The following is a 20,800-nucleotide window of genomic DNA, read 5'->3' on the forward strand; positions in this document are numbered from 1 at the left end:
GCTGGAACGCAATTTCGCGGGTGATGTCGGTGCGGGTCTGCAATATCTCGTCATGGGGGACGTATTGATCGGCACCGAAGCGGTTGCGCGCGGCACGGTGACGCGACATGAGCTCGCGCGGTGGTATCGGCGGTTGTATCCGAACGTGCACGCGCCCAGGTGGCACGACGTATCGCTCGCCGATCGCGCGAAGGGCGCGTGGCTGTGGTCGAAGCGCAATGGCATCGTCACCGGTGTCGCGGCATCGGCGTTGCACGGTGCTGATTGGGTCGACGCCGATGTTCCGATCGAACTGGTGCACAACTCCGCCCGCCCGCCGAAGGGCATCGTCACGCGCAACGAGCGGATCCTGCACGATGAAATCACCTGCGTCGGCGGATTGCCCGTCGCTACTCCGGCCCGCACCGCGTTCGATTTGGGGCGCTATCACGAACGCCGAAAGGCCATGGCGCGCATGGATTCACTTATGCATGCGCGGCCGTTTTCGACGGAGGACGTGCTATTCCTGGCCAAGCGGTACCGCGGCGCGCGCGGCGTCCAACTCCTCAAGGACGCACTCCCATTTGTCGACGGCGGCGCCGCCTCGCCGAGAGAAACCTGGCTGCGACTCGTCTATATCGATGCGGGCCTTCCGCTTCCGACCACGCAGATACCAATTTTCGATGAGAGCGGGAAACTGCTCCGCACCGTCGACATGGGGTGGGAGGAGTTCAAGGTCCTATCCGAATACGACGGGGATCAGCACCGAACCGACCGGCAGCAGTATGTGAAGGACATGCGCGTGATCCCGAAGATCGAAAGTCTCGGCTGGATCGTCCTGCGCGTCATCAAAGAAGATCGTCGCCGCGACGTGGTTCGCGCGGCGCGGGCAGCGCTGGTATCGCGCGGTTGGCGACCGTGATCAGTCGAAATGGAATTCCAGCAGGCGTCTACTCGAACTTCCGCTGCTGGAATGTCCCCTACTTCGTGTGGGCCCAATTTCGCGCACAGTCACCTGGGCGGGGGCGCCTTCGGCACTGCGACGTTGAAACCCCGGATGATCGCCTCGATATCGGGTGCCTCTTCGACGGCCTTGTCCGCGTAGCCCGTCACCGTGAACTGGATGAGGTACCGATTGTTGGCCGGCGGTGCCCCGGTCGCGATGACGATCCGGTTGTAGGTGTGCATCCGCGCGCCGTTGAGGTCGTAGCTGCCCTCGATCATGGCCGACGGGAAACCCTTGAAGTTGTCCATGGACGCGTTGAGGCGCTTGAAGTTCTCCGACATCTCGGCGTCGACGTAGCCGTGCCCGATGGCCTCGTTGACATCGAAGTCACCGTTGAGTTTGAACACGATCACCATCGCCGTCGGATAGGTGGTGCCTTTGGCGATCACCCGCGTGCCCGGCGACAGGTTCGAGTTGAAGAACGGCTTCCACCCCGGCGGCGTCGGATACGTCACCGTGAGGTCGGTGAGTTTGTCCGCCGGAATGGGCTCGCCGACGACGCCCTTCTGCTCCAGGTAGGTCGCGATGGGCACCTGCGCTTCGTCGCCCGACGACGTGGTCGCGGTCGTCGGCGTCGTCGACAAAAGCGACTGGTAGTCAGGCGGTTTGGGGGCGCAACCCGACGCGGCGAGCACCGCCAGCGCGGCGGCGACCACGCGGTGGCGAACCCTCACAGAATCTCGCGCACCGCGTCGATCGGCCGGGCGAGCCGAGTGCCCTTCGTGGTGACGACGAACGGCCGCTCGATGAGGATCGGGTGCTCGGCCATGGCGTCGAGCAGTTCGTCGTCGCTGGCGTCGGCGAGATTCAGCTCGCCGTAGAGTGATTCACGCTTACGCACCGCGGTGCGCACGTCGATGCCGGCATCCTTGATCATCTTCGCGAGCTCGGCGCGCGTCGGCGGGGTCTTGAGGTACTGCACCACCGTCGGCTCGATGCCGTTGTCCCGCAACAACTCCAGCGTCTTACGCGACGTGCTGCACTTCGGGTTGTGATAGATGGTTCCCTCTGGCACTACGCGGACCCGTCGAAAAGGCTGGTGACGGAACCGTTGTCGAACACCGCGCGAATGGTGTTGGCCAGCAGCGGTGCGATCGACAGCACGGTCAGCTGCGGGAAGCGCTTCTGCTCCTCGATCGGCAGCGTGTTGGTGACGATGACCTCGCGTGCACCGCAGTCCGCGAGCCGTTGCGCGGCGGGATCGCTCAGCACACCGTGCGTCGCGGCGATGATGACGTCGCTGGCACCGTCGGCACGCAGCAGGTTCACCGCGCCGGCGATGGTGCCACCGGTGTCGATCATGTCGTCGGTGAGGATGCAGGTCTTGCCCTTCACATCGCCGACGACGCGGTTGGACTTCACCTGGTTGGGCACCAGCGGGTCGCGGGTCTTGTGAATAAAGGCGAGGGGAACGCCGCCCAGTGAGTCGGCCCACTTCTCGGCGACGCGCACGCGGCCTGAGTCGGGGGAGACCACGACCATGTCGTGATCGGAGTAGTTCTCGGCGATGTAGCCGGTCAGCAGCTTCTGCGCCCGCATGTGGTCGACCGGGCCGTCGAAGAAGCCCTGGATCTGATCGGTGTGCAGGTCGACCGTGAGGATCCGGTTCGCACCCGCGGTCTTGAGCAGGTCGGCGACCAACCTTGCGGAGATCGGCTCGCGGCCGCGATGCTTCTTGTCCTGGCGGGCGTAGGGGTAGAACGGCAGGATCGCGGTGATGCGCTTGGCGCTGCCCCGCTTGAGCGCGTCGATCATCAGCAGCTGTTCCATCAGCCATTGGTTCAGCGGCGCTGGGTGCGACTGCAGTACGAAGGCGTCGCAGCCGCGAACCGACTCGTCGAAGCGGACGAAGATCTCGCCGTTCGCGAAATCGCGGGCGGTCTGCGCCGTCACGTGGACGTCGAGCTCTTTAGCGACCTGTTCAGCCAGTTCGGGGTGCGCGCGACCCGAGAACAGCATCAGATTTTTGCGGTTGTCGGTCCACTCGGTGCCCACAGTGCCCTCATTGCTCGGGGACGATATCGGCTCAATCGTACGGGTTGCCAAATCTCGAACACCTGGCAACCGGCTCACGGCTTTGTGGCGTCGTCCTGGCTGGGCTGTTCGCCAGATGGACTGGACGCGGCCTTGTCTGAGCCCAATGCCGCCGCCGCTGCGGCGGCCGAAGCCGATCCGGGTCGCTTACGTGCCACCCAGCCCTCCACGTTTCGCTGCGGCCCCGCCGACACCGCAAGTGCGCCCGGCGGCACGTCCTCGCGCACCACGGTGCCCGCGCCGGTGTAGGCGCCGTCGCCGATGGTGACCGGCGCGACGAACATCGTGTCGGATCCGGTGCGCACGTAGGAGCCGATCGTCGTGCGGCTCTTGGTCTCGCCGTCGTAGTTGACAAACACACTCGATGCGCCGATATTGCTGTGCTCGCCGATGTCGGCGTCTCCGACGTAGGTCAGGTGCGGCACCTTGGTACCCGCCCCGATGGTGGAGTTCTTCGTCTCGACGAACGCGCCGAGCTTGCCGTCGGCGCCCAACACGGTGCCGGGCCGCAGGTACGCGAACGGGCCGACGGCTGCCCCGCCGCCGATCGCCGATTGACTGCCGTGGGTGCGGACCACCATCGCCTCGTCGCCGACGGTGACGTCGGTCAGCGTGGTGTCCGGGCCGATCTGGCAGTTCGCGCCGATGTGGGTTGACCCGAGCAGTTGACTGCCGGGGTAGACGACGGTGTCGGGCCCGATGGTCACGTCGACGTCGATCCAGGTGGTGGCCGGATCGGTGATCGTCACCCCGGCGCGCTGGTGCGCGGTCACGATGCGCCGGTTCAGTTCGGCGCCCAGTGTGGCCAGCTGCACCCGGTCGTTTACACCGGCGACCAGCATTGCGTCCTCGACGTGCTTGGCCCGCACCACGTGGCCGTCGGACCGCAGGATCGAGATGACGTCGGTCAGGTACTGCTCATGCTGCGCGTTGTCCGACCGCAGACGCCCGAGCGCCGACCTCAACGCGGTGGTGTCGAAGGCGTAGACGCCGGCGTTGACCTCGGTGATGGCCAGCTGCGACGGGGTGGCATCGGCCTGTTCGACGATGCCGATGACCTCTCCGTCCTGGGTGCGCAGGATGCGGCCGTAACCCTTCGGGTCGGGCAGCGTCGTCGTCACCACCGTCGCGGCGGCGGATTCGGCACTGTGCACGTCGATCAGGTCGGCGAGCGTGCCGGCGTCCAGCAGCGGTACGTCGCTCAAGGTGACGACGACAGTGCCGGTGAAGCCGGCGGGCAGCGCGGTCAGGCCGCACGCGACGGCGTGCCCGGTGCCCAGCTGCTCCTCCTGCACCGCGATGTCGATGCCGCGGCCGAGTTCGGCTGCGAGCTCGTCGACCGCGGGCACCACCTGGTCGCGGTCCTTGCCGACGACGACGACGAGGTGCTGCGGCGTCGCGTCGGCCACGGCGTGCAGAGCGTGCGACAGCATGCTGCGGCCGGCGATCTCATGCAGCATCTTCGGGGTTGCGGAGCGCATCCGGGTGCCTGCGCCTGCCGCCAAGACGACGACGGCCGAATTAGTGGGCCCCTGGGTCATAGGGTTTCCCTTCCCCGCGAACGTGCGTGTCTGCGGGTGACACGCCGTCTTCCTTGGCCAGTTTGCGCATTTCCCCTACTTCGTGTGGGCCCACGCCGCGCAAAGTGCTCCGTCGCCAGGACTCGAACCTGAACTATCTGAACCAAAATCAGAGGTGCTGCCGATTACACCACGACGGATCGATCAACCCGTGATGTTAGTCGAAGGGCATACCCTGAAAGCCGTGGCAGTGCCAGCTAAACCCGACGGCCCCGATAGCAACATGCGCACGCCCCGCGCCAGGATGACCGGTGCGGAGCGGCGGCATCAGCTCATCGACATCGCGAGATCGTTGTTCGCCGAGCGCGGGTACGAGGGCACCTCGATCGAAGAGATCGCGCAGCGCGCCAACGTCTCCAAACCGGTCGTCTACGAGCACTTCGGCGGCAAGGAGGGGCTGTACGCGGTGGTGGTCGACCGCGAGATGTCCGCGCTGCTGGACCGCATCACGTCGTCGCTCACGAAGATGACCAATAACCGGTCCCGGCTGCGCATCGAGCGGGTGGCGCTGGCACTGCTGACCTACGTGGACGAGCGCACCGACGGCTTCCGCATCCTCATTCGCGACTCCCCGGCGTCGATCACGTCGGGCAGCACCTACTCGACGCTGCTGAACGAGGCCGTCAACCAGGTGTCCTCCATCCTGGCGGGTGACTTCTCCCGCCGCGGCCTGGACGCCGAGATGGCGCCGCTGTACGCGCAGGCCCTGGTCGGCTCCGTTTCGATGACGGCGCAGTGGTGGCTGGATGTAAGGGAGCCCAAGAAAGAGGTCGTGGCCGCACATCTGGTCAACCTCTGCTGGAACGGGTTGATGCATCTCGAGAAGGACCCGCCACTGCTCGACGAGTAGCGATTTCGGTGTATCGAGTCGCGGCGAGCGTGACCAGCGACACCGAAATCAGACGCCTTCGTCGACCTACGATGGAGGCATCATGACCGCATCGGGGATCAACCATGTCCAGACCCCGATCGCCGGAGTTGTCTACCTGGCGCTACGGGATCCTTCGCTTCAGAAGGTCGCCGACCGCGCCGCCGACAAACCCGCCGATCTCACCATGGTCGGACCCGCCAGCGCGCGGGTGTATGTCGCGAGCGCACTTGCCTCGGCGGGCCCGCTGCTGGTCGTCACCGCGACCGGGCGCGAAGCCGACGACCTGACCGCCGAACTGCAGGGCGTATTCGGCGACGCCGTCGCACTCTTCCCGTCCTGGGAAACGCTGCCGCACGAGCGGCTGTCCCCGGGCGTCGACACCATCGGTGCGCGCCTGATGCTGCTGCGCCGGCTGGCCCACCCGGACGACGAACGCCTCGGCCCACCGCTGCGCGTCGTCGTCACGACCACCCGGTCGCTGCTGCAGCCGATGGCCCCGGACCTGGCCGAGATCGAGCCGGTGACGCTGACGGTCGGCGCCGAGGCGACATTCGACCAAGTGATCGCCCGGCTGGTCGATCTGGCGTACACCCGCGTCGACATGGTCGGCAAGCGCGGTGAGTTCGCGGTGCGCGGCGGCATCCTCGACGTGTTCCCGCCGACCGCCGAGCACCCGGTGCGCATCGAGTTCTGGGGCGACGAGGTCTCGGAGATGCGGATGTTCGCCGTCGCCGACCAGCGGTCCATCCCCGAAATCGACGTCGACGTGCTCATCGCCGTGCCCTGCCGTGAAGTGCTGTTGACCGACGACGTCCGCGACCGTGCCGCCAAGCTGGCCGCCGAGCACCCGCCACTGGAGAACAGCGTCACCGGCAGCATCCCCGACATGCTCGCCAAGCTGGCCGAGGGCATCCCCGTCGACGGGATGGAGGCGCTGCTGCCGCTGCTGCGGCCCGCCGACCTCACGACACTGACCGCGCACCTACCGGACAACACCCCTGTGCTGATCTGCGACCCGGAGAAGGTCCGCACCCGCGCGGCCGACTTGATCAAGACGGGCCGCGAATTCCTGGAGGCCTCGTGGTCGACGGCGGCGGTCGGCGGTGATGCACCGATCGACCTCGAGGCGATGGGCGCGTCGGGCTTCATCGAGTTGGATGACGCGCGCTCCGCGGCCCGCGACAGCGGCCACCCGTGGTGGACGCTGAGCCAGCTGTCCGACGAGTCCGCACTCGAGATCGACATCCGCCCGGCGCCGTCGGCGCGAGGACAGCAGAGCAATGTCATCGAGATCTTCGCGATGCTGCGCGCCCACGTCCTCACCGGCGGGCATGCCGCCGTCGTCGCGCCCGGCACCGGCACCGCGCACCGCATCGTCGAGCAATTGCGCGAATCCGACACGGCGGCAGTCTGTTTGGAGCCGGGCGAGGACCTGAAGGACGGGATCGTCAACGTGCTCAAGGGGCCGTTGCACGACGGTGTCGTGATCCCGGGCGCCAATCTGGTGGTGATCACCGAGACCGATCTGACGGGCAACCGGGTCGCTGCCACCGAGGGCAAGCGGTTGGCCGCCAAGCGACGCAACGTCGTCGATCCGCTGGCGCTGACCGCGGGCGATCTGGTGGTGCACGACCAGCACGGCATCGGCCGGTTCGTCGAGATGACCGAGCGGGTGGTCGGCGGCGCCCGACGCGAGTATCTGGTGCTCGAATACGCGTCGTCGAAGCGGGGCGGTGGGTCGGATCGGCTGTACGTGCCGATGGACTCGCTGGATCAGCTGTCGCGCTACGTCGGCGGTGAATCACCGACCCTGAGCAAGCTCGGCGGCAGCGACTGGACGAACACCAAGACGAAAGCCCGCCGCGCGGTCCGCGAGATCGCGGCCGAGCTGGTCTCGCTGTACGCCAAGCGCCAAGCGTCGGCCGGACACGCGTTCGGACCCGACACCCCGTGGCAGGCCGAGATGGAGGACGCGTTCGGGTTCACCGAGACCGTCGACCAGCTCACGGCCATCACCGAGGTCAAGGGCGATATGGAGAAGCCCGTTCCGATGGACCGGGTGATCTGCGGTGACGTCGGCTACGGCAAGACCGAGATCGCGGTGCGGGCGGCGTTCAAGGCGGTCCAGGACGGCAAGCAGGTCGCGGTGCTGGTGCCGACGACGCTGCTGGCCGACCAGCATCTGCAGACGTTCACCCAGCGCATGGCCGGCTTCCCGGTCACCGTGAAGGGTCTGTCCCGGTTCACCCACCCCGCCGAGTCCCGTGCGGTGCTCGACGGCATGAAGGACGGCTCGGTCGACATCGTGATCGGCACCCACCGACTGTTACAGACGGGCGTGATGTGGAAGGACCTGGGCCTGGTCGTGGTCGACGAGGAGCAGCGGTTCGGCGTCGAGCACAAGGAGCACATCAAGTCGATGCGCACTCATGTCGACGTGCTGACCATGAGCGCCACCCCGATTCCGCGCACGCTGGAGATGAGCCTGGCCGGCATCAGGGAGATGTCGACGATCCTCACCCCGCCCGAGGAGCGCTATCCGGTGCTGACATACGTCGGCCCGCAGGACGACAAGCAGGTCGCCGCGGCGCTGCGCCGCGAGATGCTGCGCGACGGGCAGGCTTTTTACATCCACAACCGGGTGCGCTCGATCGACCAGGCCGCCGCGAAGGTGAGCGCGCTGGTGCCCGAGGCCCGGGTCGCCGTCGCGCACGGGCAGATGCCCGAGGAGCAGCTGGAGAGGACCGTCGAGGGCTTCTGGAACCGCGAGTTCGACATCCTCGTGTGCACCACGATCGTCGAGACCGGCCTGGACATCTCCAACGCCAACACACTGATCGTCGAGCGGGCCGACACATTCGGCCTGTCGCAATTGCATCAGCTGCGAGGACGGGTGGGCCGCAGCCGCGAACGCGGTTACGCGTATTTCCTTTATCCGCCGGAGGTTCCGCTCACCGAAACCGCGTATGACCGGCTGGCCACGATCGCGCAGAACAATGAACTGGGCGCCGGGATGGCGGTGGCGCTGAAGGACCTCGAAATCCGCGGTGCCGGAAACGTTCTCGGTGCCGAGCAGTCCGGTCACGTCGCCGGCGTCGGTTTCGACCTGTACGTGCGGCTGGTCGGTGAGGCCGTCGAGGCCTACCGCGCCGCGGCGGACGGGAAAACGGTTCTGGCGCCTGAAGAACCGAAGGATGTGCGCATCGATCTGCCGGTCGACGCGCATCTGCCGCCGGACTACATCGGCAGCGACCGATTGCGGTTGGAGGCCTACCGCAGGCTGGCGGCGGCGGCGGATGAGGGCGCGGTGAGCTCCGTCATTGAAGAGCTCGTCGACCGGTACGGCCCGCTGCCCGAACCCGCGCGTCGGTTGGTCGCGGTGGCGCGCCTGCGATTGCTGTGTAAGCACTATGGCGTGACCGAGATGAGCACAGTGTCGGAAGCCACACTGAAGCTGTCGCCGTTGCAGTTGGTGGATTCGCAGCAGCTGCGGCTCAAGCGGCTCTACCCGAGTGCGGCGTACCGCGCGACGACGTCGACGGTGCAGGTACCCATACCCCGTGCGGGTGGCGGTGTCGCCGCGCCGCGGATCCGCGACCTCGAACTGCTACAGATGGCCGCCGACCTGCTCCTGGCCTTGGACGGAAAGCCCCAGGGGAGCGTCGACATTATTTCTGGCTTGGTTTCGACGGTCTAAACCCCTGGTCGCCGCGGCGTTTCGTTGCTGCACAGCGGCTTTGGATCGGCAGTCCCTGTTAACGCACGGGGGTGCCGATCCGACATACGAGTCGGGGGGTCAAGGTGTTGCATTGTCGTCTATACCGAGGGCGGCGAGATCGCTGGACAGAGGCGGTCGCGCAATTTCCTAAACCGATACATCACGCGATTACCACCGAGCTGGTTGGTGCGGTCGTGTGATCGCAAGGCGAAGGAGTCGATATGAACTTCAAGAAGATGGCAATAACCACCACGATGACCGGTGCACTCGGACTCGGCGCGCTCGGCCTTGGCGCAGGGCTCGCGCAGGCTGTGCCGCAGCCGCCGATTCCCGTCCCGGGTATTCCGCACATTCCTGATGTGAACGTGCCTGCGGTCAACGTTCCTGATGTGAACGTGCCTGCGGTCAACGTTCCCGATGTGAACGTGCCTGCGGTCAACGTGCCCGCGGTCAACGTTCCCGATGTGAATGTGCCGAGCGTGCAGTTCCCTGAGGTGGACAACTACTTCCGGCTGCCGGTCGGACACATTCCGCCAGGACAGCTGAAGAACTCGCCGTTCATCAACGGGGTGGCGAATCCCTTCTTCAACATCCCGCCGGGGCAGCTGAAGAAGATGTCGACGGTGAACGGGATCGTCAACCCGTTCTTCGATGAGGCCCCGGGCCACTGGACGCTGCCGGATGACGTGTTCCCGCCGGAGTCCTGAGTCGCCCGACGTGACTCGATGGCCGCTCCGCCTCCGGGCGGGGCGGCCATCCCCGCATCAGGACCGCGGAGTGCAGCGCTACCGGTTCTCACCAGGCGGGTCCAGTCTGGCAGTGTTGGTATAACCGAGATCAACGGTCTCACAGAACGCGTGAGGGGGTCGAGCCGATGACCGTCGTTTTGGTCGATCCGCGCCGCCCCTCATTGGTGCCGGTCGAGGCGATCGATCTGCTTGCCGGAGACGTCCAGTACACCGAAGAGATGCCGGTTCGGGTGCCGTGGTCGCTGCCCGCGGCCAGGCCCGCGTACGGCGGCGAGGATGCGCCGGTGCTGCTGTCGTCAGACCCGGAGCACCCCGCGGTCAAGGCGCGACTGGCGGCCGGTGACCGACTCATCGAGGCGCCCGGCGCCTCGGCTGGTGAGCGGTTGGTGGATGCCGTGGCAATGATGGACAAGTTGCGCACGTCGGGACCCTGGGAATCGCAGCAGACCCACGATTCGCTGCGCCGCTATCTACTCGAGGAGACCTACGAGGTCTTCGACGCGGTGCGCAGCGGCAATGCCGACGAGTTGCGCGACGAACTCGGAGATGTGTTGCTGCAGGTGCTTTTTCACGCCCGCATTGCGGAGGACGCGCCTGAGCGCCCGTTCTCGATCGACGACGTGGCGGACTCGCTGATCCGCAAGCTCGTCAATCGCGTGCCCGCGGTGCTCGCCGGTGAAGAGATCTCACTGGAAGATCAGCTCGCGCAGTGGGAAGAGCGCAAAGCCTTGGAGCGGTCGAAAAAGGGCGTCCGCTCCGCGATGGACAACGTGCCGACCGGCCAACCCGCACTGGCCTTGGCGCAGAAGGTGCTCGAGCGGGCGACCGCGGCCGGTGTACCCGCCGACCTGATTCCGAAATCCATGACATCGGTCAGCGTGGCCCCACACGTCGACACCGAGAGCGCATTGCGTTCGTCGGTGCTGGAGTTCATGGACACCGTCCGCACGACCGAATTCGCGGTCGCCGCGGACCGGCGCGGGGCGGACGTGCCCGAAGAACTCGACGTCGCGTCGCTCGGCGACGTCACCGAGCAGGAGTGGCGAGCACACTGGCCCGGTCCCGCCCACGCCCCGGCCGAGGTCCCTAGTAACGAGAATGACGGTGAACTGGAAGATCAAGTAATGATCCCGCTGAACCGGGATTCGGCGTAGGAGGCGTCGGCCGCGCCTTCCCACCATGCCTTGAGCGCGTGGGACGATGGCATGACCGAGGTTGGTTTGAGGGAGTTTGGTGTCGCGCGTGCGTTGGCTGCGAGCGGTCGCGGTATTGGGAGCGACAGCGCTGATCATGGCTTCGAGCTGTTCATGGCAGGTGGGCACCCCGATTCCGGAGGGGGTGCCACCGCCAGCGGGCGACGCTGTGCCAAAAATCGACACCCACGCCGACGGGCGTCCCGCCGATCAGCTGCGCCAGTGGGCGGCCGAACGTGCCCCTGCGCTGGGGATGCCCATTGCGGCGCTGGAGGCCTACGCCTATGCGGCCCGGGTTGCCGAGGTGGAGAACCCCGACTGCCACCTGGAGTGGACAACGCTGGCAGGTATCGGGGAGGTGGAAAGCCACCACGGCACGTTCCGCGGCGCGACGATCGCCGAGAACGGTGACGTCACCCCGCCGATCCGTGGTGTCCGCCTGGACGGCACCAACGGCAACCTCGAGATCTTCGACAGCGAGGGCGTCAGCCACGACGAGCAACAGGACGCGGAGTCCGTCCACGCCCGCGCGATGGGCCCGATGCAGTTCATTCCTGACACCTGGAAGCTCTACGGCGTCGACGCCAACAACGACGGGGTCATCAGCCCGGACAACTTCGACGATGCCGCGCTGTCGGCGGCCGGTTACCTGTGCTGGCGGGGCAAGGACTTGGCCACACCCCGGGGCTGGATGGATGCCCTGCGGGCCTACAACCATTCCGACCAGTACGCGCGCACCGTGCGCGACTGGGCGACGGCCTACGCCGACGGACACCCCCTCTAAACACGCCGGTTCTCGGCGCAACCTCTAGGCTCATCCACGTCAGGAACCCATTCTCAAGACCACGGAGGCGCAAGTGCCCATCATCGAGCAGGTCGGAGCCCGCGAGATCCTCGACTCCCGCGGCAACCCGACGGTCGAGGTCGAGGTGGCCCTGCTGGACGGCACCTTCGCGAGGGCGGCGGTGCCGTCGGGTGCCTCCACCGGTGAACACGAGGCGGTCGAGCTGCGCGACGGCGGCTCCCGCTACGGCGGCAAGGGCGTCGAAAAGGCCGTCGAGGCGGTGCTGGACGAGATCGCTCCCGCCGTCATCGGGCTCAGCGCCGACGATCAGCGGCTCGTCGACCAGGCCCTGCTGGATCTGGACGGCACCCCCGACAAGTCCCGTCTCGGTGCCAACGCGATCCTCGGCGTGTCGCTGGCCGTGTCGAAGGCCGCGGCAGACAGTGCCGCTCTACCCCTTTTTCGGTACCTGGGGGGGCCGAACGCCCACATCCTGCCGGTGCCGATGATGAACATCCTCAACGGCGGCGCGCATGCCGACACCGGCGTCGACGTCCAGGAGTTCATGGTGGCCCCGATCGGCGCAGCCAGCTTCAAGGAAGCGCTGCGGTGGGGCACCGAGGTGTACCACTCGCTCAAGTCGGTGCTCAAGAAGCAGGGTCTGTCCACCGGACTCGGCGACGAGGGCGGATTCGCTCCCGACGTCGCGGGGACCAAGGCCGCGCTGGACCTGATCTTGACGGCCATCGAGGGTGCCGGCTACAAGGCCGGATCCGACGTGGCGCTGGCGCTCGACGTCGCCGCAACCGAATTCTTCACCGAGGGAACGGGTTACCAGTTCGAGAAAGAAACCCGGACCGACATGCAGATGATCGAGTTCTATGCGGGGCTGCTCGATTCGTATCCGCTGGTGTCGATCGAGGACCCGCTGTCGGAGGACGACTGGGACGGCTGGGTGGCGCTGACCGCCGCGATCGGTGACCGCATCCAGCTCGTCGGCGACGATCTGTTCGTCACCAACCCCGAGCGTCTGGAGGACGGCATCGAACGGGGTGCGGCCAACGCACTTCTGGTGAAGGTCAACCAGATCGGCACGCTCACCGAGACGCTGGACGCCGTCGCGCTCGCACACAACAGCGGCTACCGCACGATGATGAGCCACCGCAGCGGCGAAACCGAGGACACCACGATCGCCGACCTCGCGGTCGCGGTGGGCAGTGGTCAGATCAAGACCGGCGCACCGGCGCGCAGCGAGCGCGTCGCCAAGTACAACCAGCTGCTGCGCATCGAGGAGACCCTCGGCGACGCCGCCCGGTATGCGGGCGATCTGGCGTTCCCGCGCTATTCGGTGGAGACCAAATAGCCCGTGCCAGAAGCGAAGCGGCCCGACCCCAAGCGGCGATCCCCGACTTCTCGACCTGGGAAGTCGGGTAAGTCCGAGGCAACGCGGGGCCGTCCGCGGAGCACGTCGCCCGTACGTCGCGAGCAGCGAATCACCGAGCCGCGGCCGGCGCCGGAGGCGCAAGCCGCCGAACCGAAAGACGCCGCCGACTCGATCCGTAAATCCATCGTGGTGGCCGCCGAGCAGCAGTCCGAGCAACGGTTCGGGTCCGCGGCGCGGCGTGCCGCCATCCTGGCGGCGGTGATCTGCGTGCTGACGCTGACCATCGCGGGGCCGGTGCGCACCTATTTCGGGCAGCGCACCGAGATGAAACAACTGAAAGCGACCGAGGAACAACTGCGCGCACAGATCGCCGACCTGGAACAGCAGAAGGTCAAGCTGGCCGACCCGGTGTTCGTCGCCGCGCAGGCGCGTGAACGCCTCGGATTCGTGATGCCCGGCGAGATTCCGTACCAGGTGCAGCTTCCGCCAGGCAGCGCGGTGCCGACGATGCCCGGCGTGGAACCGGCCACCGTCGACCCCGACCAGCCCTGGTACACCGCGCTGTGGAGCACCATCGCCGAGAAGCCCTACGGTGTCGCGCCGGCACCGACGCCCGCGCCTCCTGCGCCCGCACCGCCGAACAATGCGCCCCCTCCCGGTGGTTGACCCGGCGGATCTGGAGGCGGTCGCGGCGCAGCTGGGTCGGGAACCCCGCGGTGTCCTCGAGATCGTCTACCGGTGTCCCAATGGCGAGCCCGGCGTCGTCAAGACGGCGCCGAAGCTGCCCGACGGCACACCTTTTCCGACGCTCTACTACCTGACCCACCCGGCGCTGACCGCCGCGGCCAGCCGGCTCGAATCGTCGGGTCTGATGCGGGAGATGACGGAGCGTATGCAGGAGGACCCGGAACTCGCCGCCGCGTATCGCAGGGCGCACGAGTCGTACCTCGCCGAGCGGGATGCGATAGAACCTTTGGGCACAACGTTTTCCGGCGGCGGCATGCCCGATCGGGTGAAGTGCCTACACGTGGTGATCGCCCACGCGCTGGCCAAGGGGCCGGGTGTCAACCCGTTCGGTGACGAGGCGTTGGCGGTGCTGGCCGGCGAACCGGCGATGGCGGGAATTCTGGAACGGGAGACGTGGAGCGTATGAGCGCATGAGCAGGGTCGGCGCCATCGACTGCGGCACGAATTCGATTCGGCTACTGATCGCCGACACCGACGGGGGCAAGCTGGTAGATGTGCATCGAGAGATGCGGATCGTCAGGCTGGGTCAAGGCGTCGACGCCACAGGGCAATTCGCTTCCGAGGCACTGGACCGCACCAGGGTAGCGCTCACGGACTACGCCGAGCTGCTGCGTACGTATGACGTGCCGACGGTGCGGATGGTCGCCACCTCCGCGACGCGCGATGCGTCGAACCGCGACGTGTTCTTCGCGATGACCGCGGAGGTTCTCGGCGCTGTGGTGCCGGGTGCTGTCGCCGAGGTGATCACCGGGACCGAGGAGGCCGAGCTGTCGTTCCGCGGTGCGGTCAACGAATTGGACACGGCCGACGGACCTTTCGTCGTCGTCGACCTCGGCGGCGGATCCACCGAAGTGGTGCTCGGAGTGCGCGATGTGGAGGCCGGCTTCTCCGCCGACATCGGCTGTGTGCGGCTCACCGAGCGGTGCCTGCATTCCGACCCGCCGGCCCCTGCGGAGGTCGCCGCGGCACGGGAGGTCGTCCGTGATGGGTTGGGGCAGGCGTTCGGCGTGGTGCCCGTCGAACGCGCGCGCACATGGGTCGGGGTGGCCGGCACCATGACGACCGTGTCGGCGCTGGCGCACAAGATGGCGACCTACGATTCCGAGGCGATTCACTTGTCCCGCGTCGGTTTCAACGATTTGTTGCCTGTGTGCGATGAGCTGATCGCGATGACGCGGGCCCAACGCGCCGCGTTGGGTCCGATGCACGAGGGCAGGGTGGATGTCATCGGCGGTGGCGCGATCATCGTCGAGGAGCTGGCGTATGCGCTGGGTCAGCGGGCCGGCATCGACGAACTGGTGGTCAGCGAGCACGACATTCTCGACGGCATCGCGCTGTCGATCGCCTAGCTTCGTGCGACGTTTTGCGTCGGTTACGGCGCCCGTTGGGGGCGCCAGGAGTGCAGCTGCGGCAGCAACGCGTTTTTCTTGTAATGGTGCTCGGCCATCCTGCGCAGGATGTCGTCGAGCACAACAACCGCGTCATCGATGTGTGTGCCCTTGTTGAGCATCACGCACTCGGCGCGCTCACCCATCGCGGCATCGCTGATTTCGGCGCGGGATGGCAGTCCGTTCTTCGCGAGTTGTTCAAGCACCTGGGTGGCCCAGATCACCGGCAGGTGCGCCGCTTCGCATAGCCACAGAATCTCTTCCTGCAATTCGGCCAGCCGTTCGTAGCCCACCTCGACCGCGAGGTCACCGCGCGCGATCATCACCCCGATGCGCGGCCGGCGCATCGCGGTCAGCAGCAATCGCGGTAGGCGCTCGAACGCTTGCCGTGTCTCGATCTTCAGCACGATGCCGAGGTGGTCGCCGCCAAGCCGGCGCAGCGCGTCGTTCAGCTGAACAACATCGGACGTATCTCGCAGGAACGACACGTCGACGACATCGGCGATATCCACCACCGTGGCCAGGTCAGCGATGTCCTTCTCGGTCAACGCCGGTACCGGCAGCCGGGTGTCCGGCAAATTTATGCCCTTGGCCGCGCGGAGCCGGGAACCGTCCGGCGCGGCGTGATCGATGCGTACCCCGAGCACGTCGCGGTTGACCGACACGATCTCACCGCCGATGCGGCCGTCGTCGAAATGGATCTTCTCGCCGACTAGAGCGTTGTCGAATACCTCGGGAAGCGTGCAGCCGATTCTCGGTACGCCCTCGGTGTCGACGGCCGTCGGCGAGCAGTCACGGGTCAGTTGCAGAATGTCGCCCCGGCGCAGCTGCAGATATTGCTCCCGGGCAGGCAAGAGCCCCAGCTCGACCGCATCGTCAGAGTGCTCGACGTGCAGGAGGGTGTGGGCGGCCAGATACGTGGTCTTGCGCGTGGTCGCGATGAGTCCCGCAGCATTGTCATCGGATCTCGTCAGCACAAGGTGCCGCTTCGCGCCTCGGGTGTCGTAAAGGGCGACGACGTCACCGTCTCCTCTGCGGCTAAGCCACTGTGCAGGTACAGGCAGTATCTGCATGCCGGGCTCGGGTGGGTCGGTCGGGCCGTCGGCGGCGGTCAGCCAGGCTCGCGCCGGTGCGATGACGTGGCCGAGGGCGTCGCGGTGAGGCCGGAGCTTGACGACGCGGGGCCCGGACTGGATCGGTCCGGTGCGCAGCTTCGGGCCGGCGAGGTCCATCGCGACGAGGCAGCATCGGCCGGTCATTGTGCTGGCGTGTCGCACATGGCGGGCCATGGCCCGCCACGCGTCGGCGTCGTCATGCGCGCAGTTGATGCGGGCGACGTTCATGCCGCACTCGACCAGTCCGCGGACGAGGTCAGGGTCCGTCGCTGCCTCCGACGGCAGCGTGACCATGATGCGGGTCTCACGACCGGGTGGGGCCGGCCCGAGAAGCTTGACAACTCGTTGCCGCAATAGTTCGCGACCCTCTTCTGCGCTGACCGCGGCAGGTTCGGGGGGACGCCAGGTGTCTCCCATCATGGCGATGACCGCAGATCGGACAAGCCGCAGCGTGGCCTCGACATGTGGTTCGCTGCGGCCTAACGACGACAAGCCGAAGGCGCCCAGCCGCGCCTGCAAGTCGCGCAGGTCGTGTTGCCGAATCGCCCAGTAGTGCACGATGTTTCGCGCACTGGCGCGAAACTCTGGTGCCACGGCGGGCAGCCAGTCCGACCACTCTTGTTCCGCCGTCTCGAGTCTCGCTAGCAGGTCGTCAAGCCGTGCAAGCAAACGGACCAGTTCGCGGTCGGTCGGGTCGTCACGGGCCAGCAGACCGGGCTCATGTAACGACATGAACGCACGCTATCGGCCACGGGTTACCGGCCGATGAACACCGACGCGGACCTTAGGCACTCGTCAATCGGATCGGCGCTACCGGGCAGACCAGATCGCGGCGAAGCGGTGGTCGAGCGCGGCGATCATGCGGTCCAGGTCGCGGAGTTCGGTCTCGTTGGCGCGGATGTCTCGACGCAGCTGGCTGATGGCCAACGCATCTGACCGGATGGACATGCCATTCAGTTTCCGGGTCTGTCGCACGAGTTCGGCGGCGATCAGCGCCCGCTGATCGACCAGCGCGCCGCGGAAGTACCTCGCCTGTAGCGAATCGGACGCCTGCTTCGCGGCGTAGTCGAAAGGCACAGTCGGAGTTGCCACGTCAAAACCGTAACCGAGCTTAGGTTCGCTGGCCTACTTCCCGGGCAAATAAGTGACCGACGTCGCCGCGGTCGGCTGCAAATATCGTCACCGGGACGGCGCGAGGTCGGGATGGTCGCGCTCGTTGAACCGTCGCAACCCTTCGAGGGTTTCGGCGGCGTAGATGGACCGGCCGAAGCACTCTGCTTCGATCCGCAAGCCCTCATCCAGCGGCCGGCCCTGTCCGGTGCGCGCGGCCTCGAGGTCGGTACGCAGCGCGGGTTGGGGGAGCGCCGCGATCGTGTCGGCGAGTTCGAGAGCGTGCTGCACGCAGGTGCCGCTCGGCACGACCCGGTTGACGAGGCCGATGCGTTCGGCCTCGATGGCGTCGACGACGCGGCCGGTGATGATGAGGTCGATCGCGCGTCGGTAGCCCAGGATGCGGGTAAGGCGCTGGGTGCCGCCGTCGGCCAGCCCGATGTTCCAGCGGCGGCAGGTGACTCCGAAGGTGGCGTGTTCGTCGGCGATCGCGAGGTCCGTCCAGCACGCCCATTCCAGACCGCCGGCATAGGCGACGCCGTTGACCGCGGCGATCGTGGGTTTGTAGATGTGGGTCCAGCGCGACGGGCCGAGGACCCCGTCGTCGGGGCTCGCGTCGACCGGCAGCTCACCGGCCTGCGCGGCCTTGAGGTCACCGCCCGCGCAGAACGCGGTGTCGCCCGCGCCGGTGAGGACGCCGACGAGGGCGTCGTCGTCTGTGCGAAAGCGCTCCCACGCGTCGACGAGCTCGCGATGAGTCTGGGGACCAATGGCATTCATGCGCTCGGGCCGGTTGATGGTGATGACGGTGACCGGTCCGCGTTGTTCGTAGAGCAGGTGCTCGTAGGTGGTCATCGCATTCTCGCCAACCGGTCGTCGAGCGTGGCGTGGAAGAGGCCGATCGCGCTTTCGTGGGTGCCGAACTCGACGAAGGTGTTGGCCCCGGCGTGCAGGCCCCGTTGTACGCCTTCCGACATGTCGTTGTCCTCGATGCCGCCGTCGTTCAGCAGGTTTCGCGCGTCCTGGGAGGCCACGGGGTCTTTCGAGGCCCGCTGCATCACTTCCGGGGTGACCATGGCGTAGATCGTGACCGTGGTGTGGTCGATGTCGATCGGGTCGACCGTGATCACCAGCACCTGGTTCGGGAACGTCGCCACCATGACGTTGGGGAACAGGTGGTATACGTACGTCACACGATGCCCGACTTCCCACGCCGACTCGGGACGGTCACGCAGGCGTTCGATGTTCTTGTAGGGGAACGTGACTCGGGTGTTCGGCCCGAACGATTCGACGACGTTGAGGTCGTCGTACTGGATCGGGTAGAAGGTGTTCTTGTGGGTGGTGCGAATGTGGTAGCCCTCGAGGAACTGCTCGACGAGGACCTTCCAGTTCATCGCGCGCAACGCCGGCCGCACCGCGACGAGCCGCGTCGAGTGCACCAACTTGTCCCGCCACGGGCTGCCGTCGGCCAAGGCCGCCATCGCGGCGTCCGCCTGCGGGTGCGGGGTCCCCAGCGGGCCGATCACGATCAATCCGTCGACCTCTCGGCTCTCGACCTCGACCAGCCCCCGGGCGGACATGTCCAGGCCGGGAAAGGCATCGGCGTGGGGCACGTGCGACAGCGCGCCGTCGAGACGGTAGGTCCAGCCGTGATAGCGGCACATCAGTGCCTGCGCACAGCCAGGCCCTTCGACGAGCGCCATGCCCCGGTGCCGGCACGAGTTGCGGAACACCCGCGCCGTGCCGTCACGGCCGCGCACCGCGAACAGCGGTACGCCGAAGCTGACCCGCTCGACGTGGTCGCCCGGTTTGGGTAGCGCTGCCGACGGCAGATAGACGCTCGGGTAGGAGCGCAGCATCTCGAGCTCTTCGGCGAATCGGGTTGGGTTCACATAATTTTCGACGGGCTCGCGCCACGCGTCACCCTCGTCGGTCGTGCCTGCGTCGATGTGCGCCAGGATGCGGCGGACGACGGTGACATCGTCGGCGACCGACGCCCGTGTCGGGGTGGCCATACCACGGGAGTATCACACTCATACTGCTACGTGTCAATCAGATCGTGAGATAGCGTTAACATCGTCGGAGACCACGATCACTAGGAGAAACATGGCCACGGATTCGCCAATGCAGCTGGGAATGATCGGGCTCGGCCGGATGGGTGCCAATTTGGTACGACGGCTCATGCGCGACGGGCACCGGTGCGTGGTCTACGACATGAACGCCGATGCGGTGTCCCAGCTTGCCGGTGAGGGCGCCACGGGGACGGACTCGCTGAGCGATTTCGTACAGAAGCTCCAGACCCCGCGCGCGGTGTGGCTGATGTTGCCCGCCGCGGTGGTGGACTCCACCCTGGAGCAGCTGGTGGATCTCCTGGAAGCCGGCGACGCGGTGATCGACGGCGGCAACTCCTACTACCGAGACGACATCACCCGCGCCAAGAGCCTGCTGACCAAGAACATCCACTACGTCGACTGCGGAACCAGCGGGGGGGTGTGGGGTCTCGAGCGTGGCTACAGCCTGATGATCGGCGGCGAAAAGGAAGTGGTGTCGCGGCTCGATCCGATCTTCAAGACCATCGCGCCGGGGGAGGGCTGTGCCGAGCCGACTCCCAGCCGTACCCGCACCGACGGCACCGCTCAAGACGGCTATCTGCATTGCGGGCCAAGCGGCGCAGGGCATTTCGTGAAGATGGTGCACAACGGGGTGGAGTACGGGATGATGGCCGCCATCGCCGAGGGCCTGAGCATCATCAAGCACGCCGATGCGGGCAAGGTCGACCGCACGGTCGACGCGGAAACCACCCCACTGCGCGATCCGTGGGCCTACCAGTACTCGATCGACGTCGGTGAGGTCGCCGAAGTCTGGCGCCGCGGGTCGGTGGTCGGATCGTGGCTGGTCGATCTCACCGCCGATGCGCTCGCTCGTTCACCCGAACTCGACGACTTCACCGGCCGCGTCTCGGATTCCGGCGAGGGCCGCTGGACGGTGCTGGCCGCGGTGGACGAGGGGGTCCCCGCCCCCGTGATCACCACGTCGTTGTTCGAACGGTTCTCCTCGCGTGACCTCGGCGAGTTCACCGACAAGCTTTTGTCGGCCATGCGCAGTGAATTCGGCGGCCACGCCGAGAAGAAGAACTAGACAT

General features: G+C 66.7%; 19 protein-coding genes and 1 tRNA gene. 11 read left to right on the forward strand and 9 right to left on the reverse strand.

Annotated features, from left to right (window positions below; all coding sequences use genetic code 11):
* Positions 1–52 precede the first annotated feature (52 nt).
* Complete coding sequence (locus BST47_RS16745) at positions 53–901, forward strand: type IV toxin-antitoxin system AbiEi family antitoxin (protein ID WP_083126658.1); 849 nt, start codon at positions 53–55, stop codon at positions 899–901.
* A gap of 89 nt (positions 902–990) precedes the next feature.
* On the opposite strand, the gene BST47_RS16750 is transcribed toward BST47_RS16745, so the two are convergent.
* From BST47_RS16750 to BST47_RS16770, 5 genes are all read right to left on the reverse strand, one after another.
* On the reverse strand, positions 991–1,659 hold the full coding sequence (locus BST47_RS16750; RefSeq protein ID WP_083126659.1) for an LpqN/LpqT family lipoprotein: 669 nt from the start codon (positions 1,657–1,659) through the stop codon (positions 991–993).
* A complete protein-coding gene (gene arsC, locus BST47_RS16755; RefSeq protein WP_083126660.1) occupies positions 1,656–2,000 on the reverse strand; it encodes an arsenate reductase (glutaredoxin) in 345 nt (114 codons plus the stop codon). The genes BST47_RS16750 and arsC overlap by 4 nt, the downstream gene beginning before the upstream one ends.
* Positions 2,000–2,980 (reverse strand): ribose-phosphate diphosphokinase, encoded by a 981-nt coding sequence (locus BST47_RS16760; RefSeq protein ID WP_083126661.1) that lies wholly within the window; start codon positions 2,978–2,980, stop codon positions 2,000–2,002. Before BST47_RS16760 ends, arsC begins: the two co-directional genes overlap by 1 nt.
* A 74-nt stretch (positions 2,981–3,054) precedes the next feature.
* Positions 3,055–4,560 (reverse strand): bifunctional UDP-N-acetylglucosamine diphosphorylase/glucosamine-1-phosphate N-acetyltransferase GlmU, encoded by a 1,506-nt coding sequence (glmU, locus tag BST47_RS16765; RefSeq protein ID WP_083126662.1) that lies wholly within the window; start codon positions 4,558–4,560, stop codon positions 3,055–3,057.
* Positions 4,561–4,667: 107 nt separating this feature from the next.
* A tRNA-Gln gene (locus tag BST47_RS16770) sits at positions 4,668–4,739 on the reverse strand.
* A 104-nt stretch (positions 4,740–4,843) separates the two neighbouring features.
* On the opposite strand from BST47_RS16770, the gene BST47_RS16775 reads away from it, so the two are divergent.
* The 9 genes from BST47_RS16775 to BST47_RS16815 all read left to right on the forward strand — a co-directional run bounded on the left by BST47_RS16775 (position 4,844) and on the right by BST47_RS16815 (position 15,394).
* Positions 4,844–5,449: a TetR/AcrR family transcriptional regulator gene (locus tag BST47_RS16775; RefSeq protein ID WP_083126663.1), complete on the forward strand. Its 606-nt coding sequence runs from the start codon at positions 4,844–4,846 to the stop codon at positions 5,447–5,449.
* 82 nt (positions 5,450–5,531) lie between these two features.
* Positions 5,532–9,167 carry a transcription-repair coupling factor gene (mfd, locus tag BST47_RS16780; protein WP_083126664.1) on the forward strand — a complete coding sequence of 1,212 codons (3,636 nt, stop codon included), beginning with the start codon at positions 5,532–5,534 and terminating at the stop codon, positions 9,165–9,167.
* Between the two features lie 242 nt (positions 9,168–9,409).
* Positions 9,410–9,895 (forward strand): hypothetical protein, encoded by a 486-nt coding sequence (locus BST47_RS16785; RefSeq protein ID WP_083126665.1) that lies wholly within the window; start codon positions 9,410–9,412, stop codon positions 9,893–9,895.
* Between the two features lie 167 nt (positions 9,896–10,062).
* Entirely contained in the window at positions 10,063–11,091 is a 1,029-nt protein-coding gene (locus BST47_RS16790; RefSeq protein WP_083126666.1) for a nucleoside triphosphate pyrophosphohydrolase, read from the forward strand.
* A 79-nt stretch (positions 11,092–11,170) separates the two neighbouring features.
* On the forward strand, positions 11,171–11,914 hold the full coding sequence (locus tag BST47_RS16795) for a lytic transglycosylase domain-containing protein (protein WP_083126667.1): 744 nt from the start codon (positions 11,171–11,173) through the stop codon (positions 11,912–11,914).
* Between the two features lie 73 nt (positions 11,915–11,987).
* The gene (eno, locus tag BST47_RS16800; RefSeq protein ID WP_083126668.1) at positions 11,988–13,277 is read left to right on the forward strand and encodes a phosphopyruvate hydratase; all 1,290 of its coding nucleotides are present in this window, start codon (positions 11,988–11,990) and stop codon (positions 13,275–13,277) included.
* A gap of 3 nt (positions 13,278–13,280) precedes the next feature.
* Positions 13,281–13,964 (forward strand): FtsB family cell division protein, encoded by a 684-nt coding sequence (locus BST47_RS16805; RefSeq protein ID WP_083126669.1) that lies wholly within the window; start codon positions 13,281–13,283, stop codon positions 13,962–13,964.
* Positions 13,957–14,451, forward strand: coding sequence for a DUF501 domain-containing protein (locus tag BST47_RS16810; RefSeq protein ID WP_083126803.1), 495 nt, complete (start codon positions 13,957–13,959; stop codon positions 14,449–14,451). Before BST47_RS16805 ends, BST47_RS16810 begins: the two co-directional genes overlap by 8 nt.
* Before the next feature lie 4 nt (positions 14,452–14,455).
* A complete protein-coding gene (locus BST47_RS16815; RefSeq protein WP_083126670.1) occupies positions 14,456–15,394 on the forward strand; it encodes a Ppx/GppA phosphatase family protein in 939 nt (312 codons plus the stop codon).
* Between the two features lie 23 nt (positions 15,395–15,417).
* Here BST47_RS16815 and BST47_RS16820 read toward each other — a convergent pair whose 3' ends face one another.
* The 4 genes from BST47_RS16820 to BST47_RS16835 form a co-directional block, all read right to left on the reverse strand.
* Positions 15,418–17,280: a pyruvate kinase gene (locus BST47_RS16820; RefSeq protein WP_083126671.1), complete on the reverse strand. Its 1,863-nt coding sequence runs from the start codon at positions 17,278–17,280 to the stop codon at positions 15,418–15,420.
* A 78-nt stretch (positions 17,281–17,358) separates the two neighbouring features.
* A complete protein-coding gene (locus BST47_RS16825) occupies positions 17,359–17,640 on the reverse strand; it encodes a hypothetical protein (protein WP_083126672.1) in 282 nt (93 codons plus the stop codon).
* An 87-nt stretch (positions 17,641–17,727) separates the two neighbouring features.
* Complete coding sequence (locus tag BST47_RS16830) at positions 17,728–18,513, reverse strand: enoyl-CoA hydratase-related protein (protein ID WP_083126673.1); 786 nt, start codon at positions 18,511–18,513, stop codon at positions 17,728–17,730.
* Positions 18,510–19,673, reverse strand: coding sequence for an aromatic ring-hydroxylating oxygenase subunit alpha (locus BST47_RS16835; RefSeq protein WP_083126674.1), 1,164 nt, complete (start codon positions 19,671–19,673; stop codon positions 18,510–18,512). The genes BST47_RS16830 and BST47_RS16835 overlap by 4 nt, the downstream gene beginning before the upstream one ends.
* A gap of 109 nt (positions 19,674–19,782) precedes the next feature.
* On the opposite strand from BST47_RS16835, the gene gnd reads away from it, so the two are divergent.
* A complete protein-coding gene (gene gnd, locus BST47_RS16840; RefSeq protein ID WP_207568632.1) occupies positions 19,783–20,796 on the forward strand; it encodes a phosphogluconate dehydrogenase (NAD(+)-dependent, decarboxylating) in 1,014 nt (337 codons plus the stop codon).
* The last annotated feature ends 4 nt before the right edge of the window (positions 20,797–20,800 follow it).

It is taken from the genome of Mycolicibacterium tusciae (assembly GCF_002086795.1).
Taxonomy (GTDB): domain Bacteria; phylum Actinomycetota; class Actinomycetes; order Mycobacteriales; family Mycobacteriaceae; genus Mycobacterium; species Mycobacterium tusciae.

Excerpts from the sequence above, each read along its gene's own strand:
- mfd (WP_083126664.1), top strand. The coding sequence starts at position 5,532 with ATGACCGCATCGGGGATCAACCATGTCCAGACCCCGATCGCCGGAGTT.
- BST47_RS16790 (WP_083126666.1), top strand. The coding sequence starts at position 10,063 with ATGACCGTCGTTTTGGTCGATCCGCGCCGCCCCTCATTGGTGCCGGTC.
- BST47_RS16820 (WP_083126671.1), bottom strand. The coding sequence starts at position 17,280 with ATGTCGTTACATGAGCCCGGTCTGCTGGCCCGTGACGACCCGACCGAC.
- BST47_RS16830 (WP_083126673.1), bottom strand. The coding sequence starts at position 18,513 with ATGACCACCTACGAGCACCTGCTCTACGAACAACGCGGACCGGTCACC.
- gnd (WP_207568632.1), top strand. The coding sequence starts at position 19,783 with ATGCAGCTGGGAATGATCGGGCTCGGCCGGATGGGTGCCAATTTGGTA.
- BST47_RS16775 (WP_083126663.1), top strand. The coding sequence starts at position 4,844 with ATGACCGGTGCGGAGCGGCGGCATCAGCTCATCGACATCGCGAGATCG.
- BST47_RS16745 (WP_083126658.1), top strand. The coding sequence starts at position 53 with ATGGGGGACGTATTGATCGGCACCGAAGCGGTTGCGCGCGGCACGGTG.
- BST47_RS16835 (WP_083126674.1), bottom strand. The coding sequence starts at position 19,673 with ATGGCCACCCCGACACGGGCGTCGGTCGCCGACGATGTCACCGTCGTC.
- BST47_RS16815 (WP_083126670.1), top strand. The coding sequence starts at position 14,456 with ATGAGCAGGGTCGGCGCCATCGACTGCGGCACGAATTCGATTCGGCTA.
- BST47_RS16785 (WP_083126665.1), top strand. The coding sequence starts at position 9,410 with ATGAACTTCAAGAAGATGGCAATAACCACCACGATGACCGGTGCACTC.
- glmU (WP_083126662.1), bottom strand. The coding sequence starts at position 4,560 with ATGACCCAGGGGCCCACTAATTCGGCCGTCGTCGTCTTGGCGGCAGGC.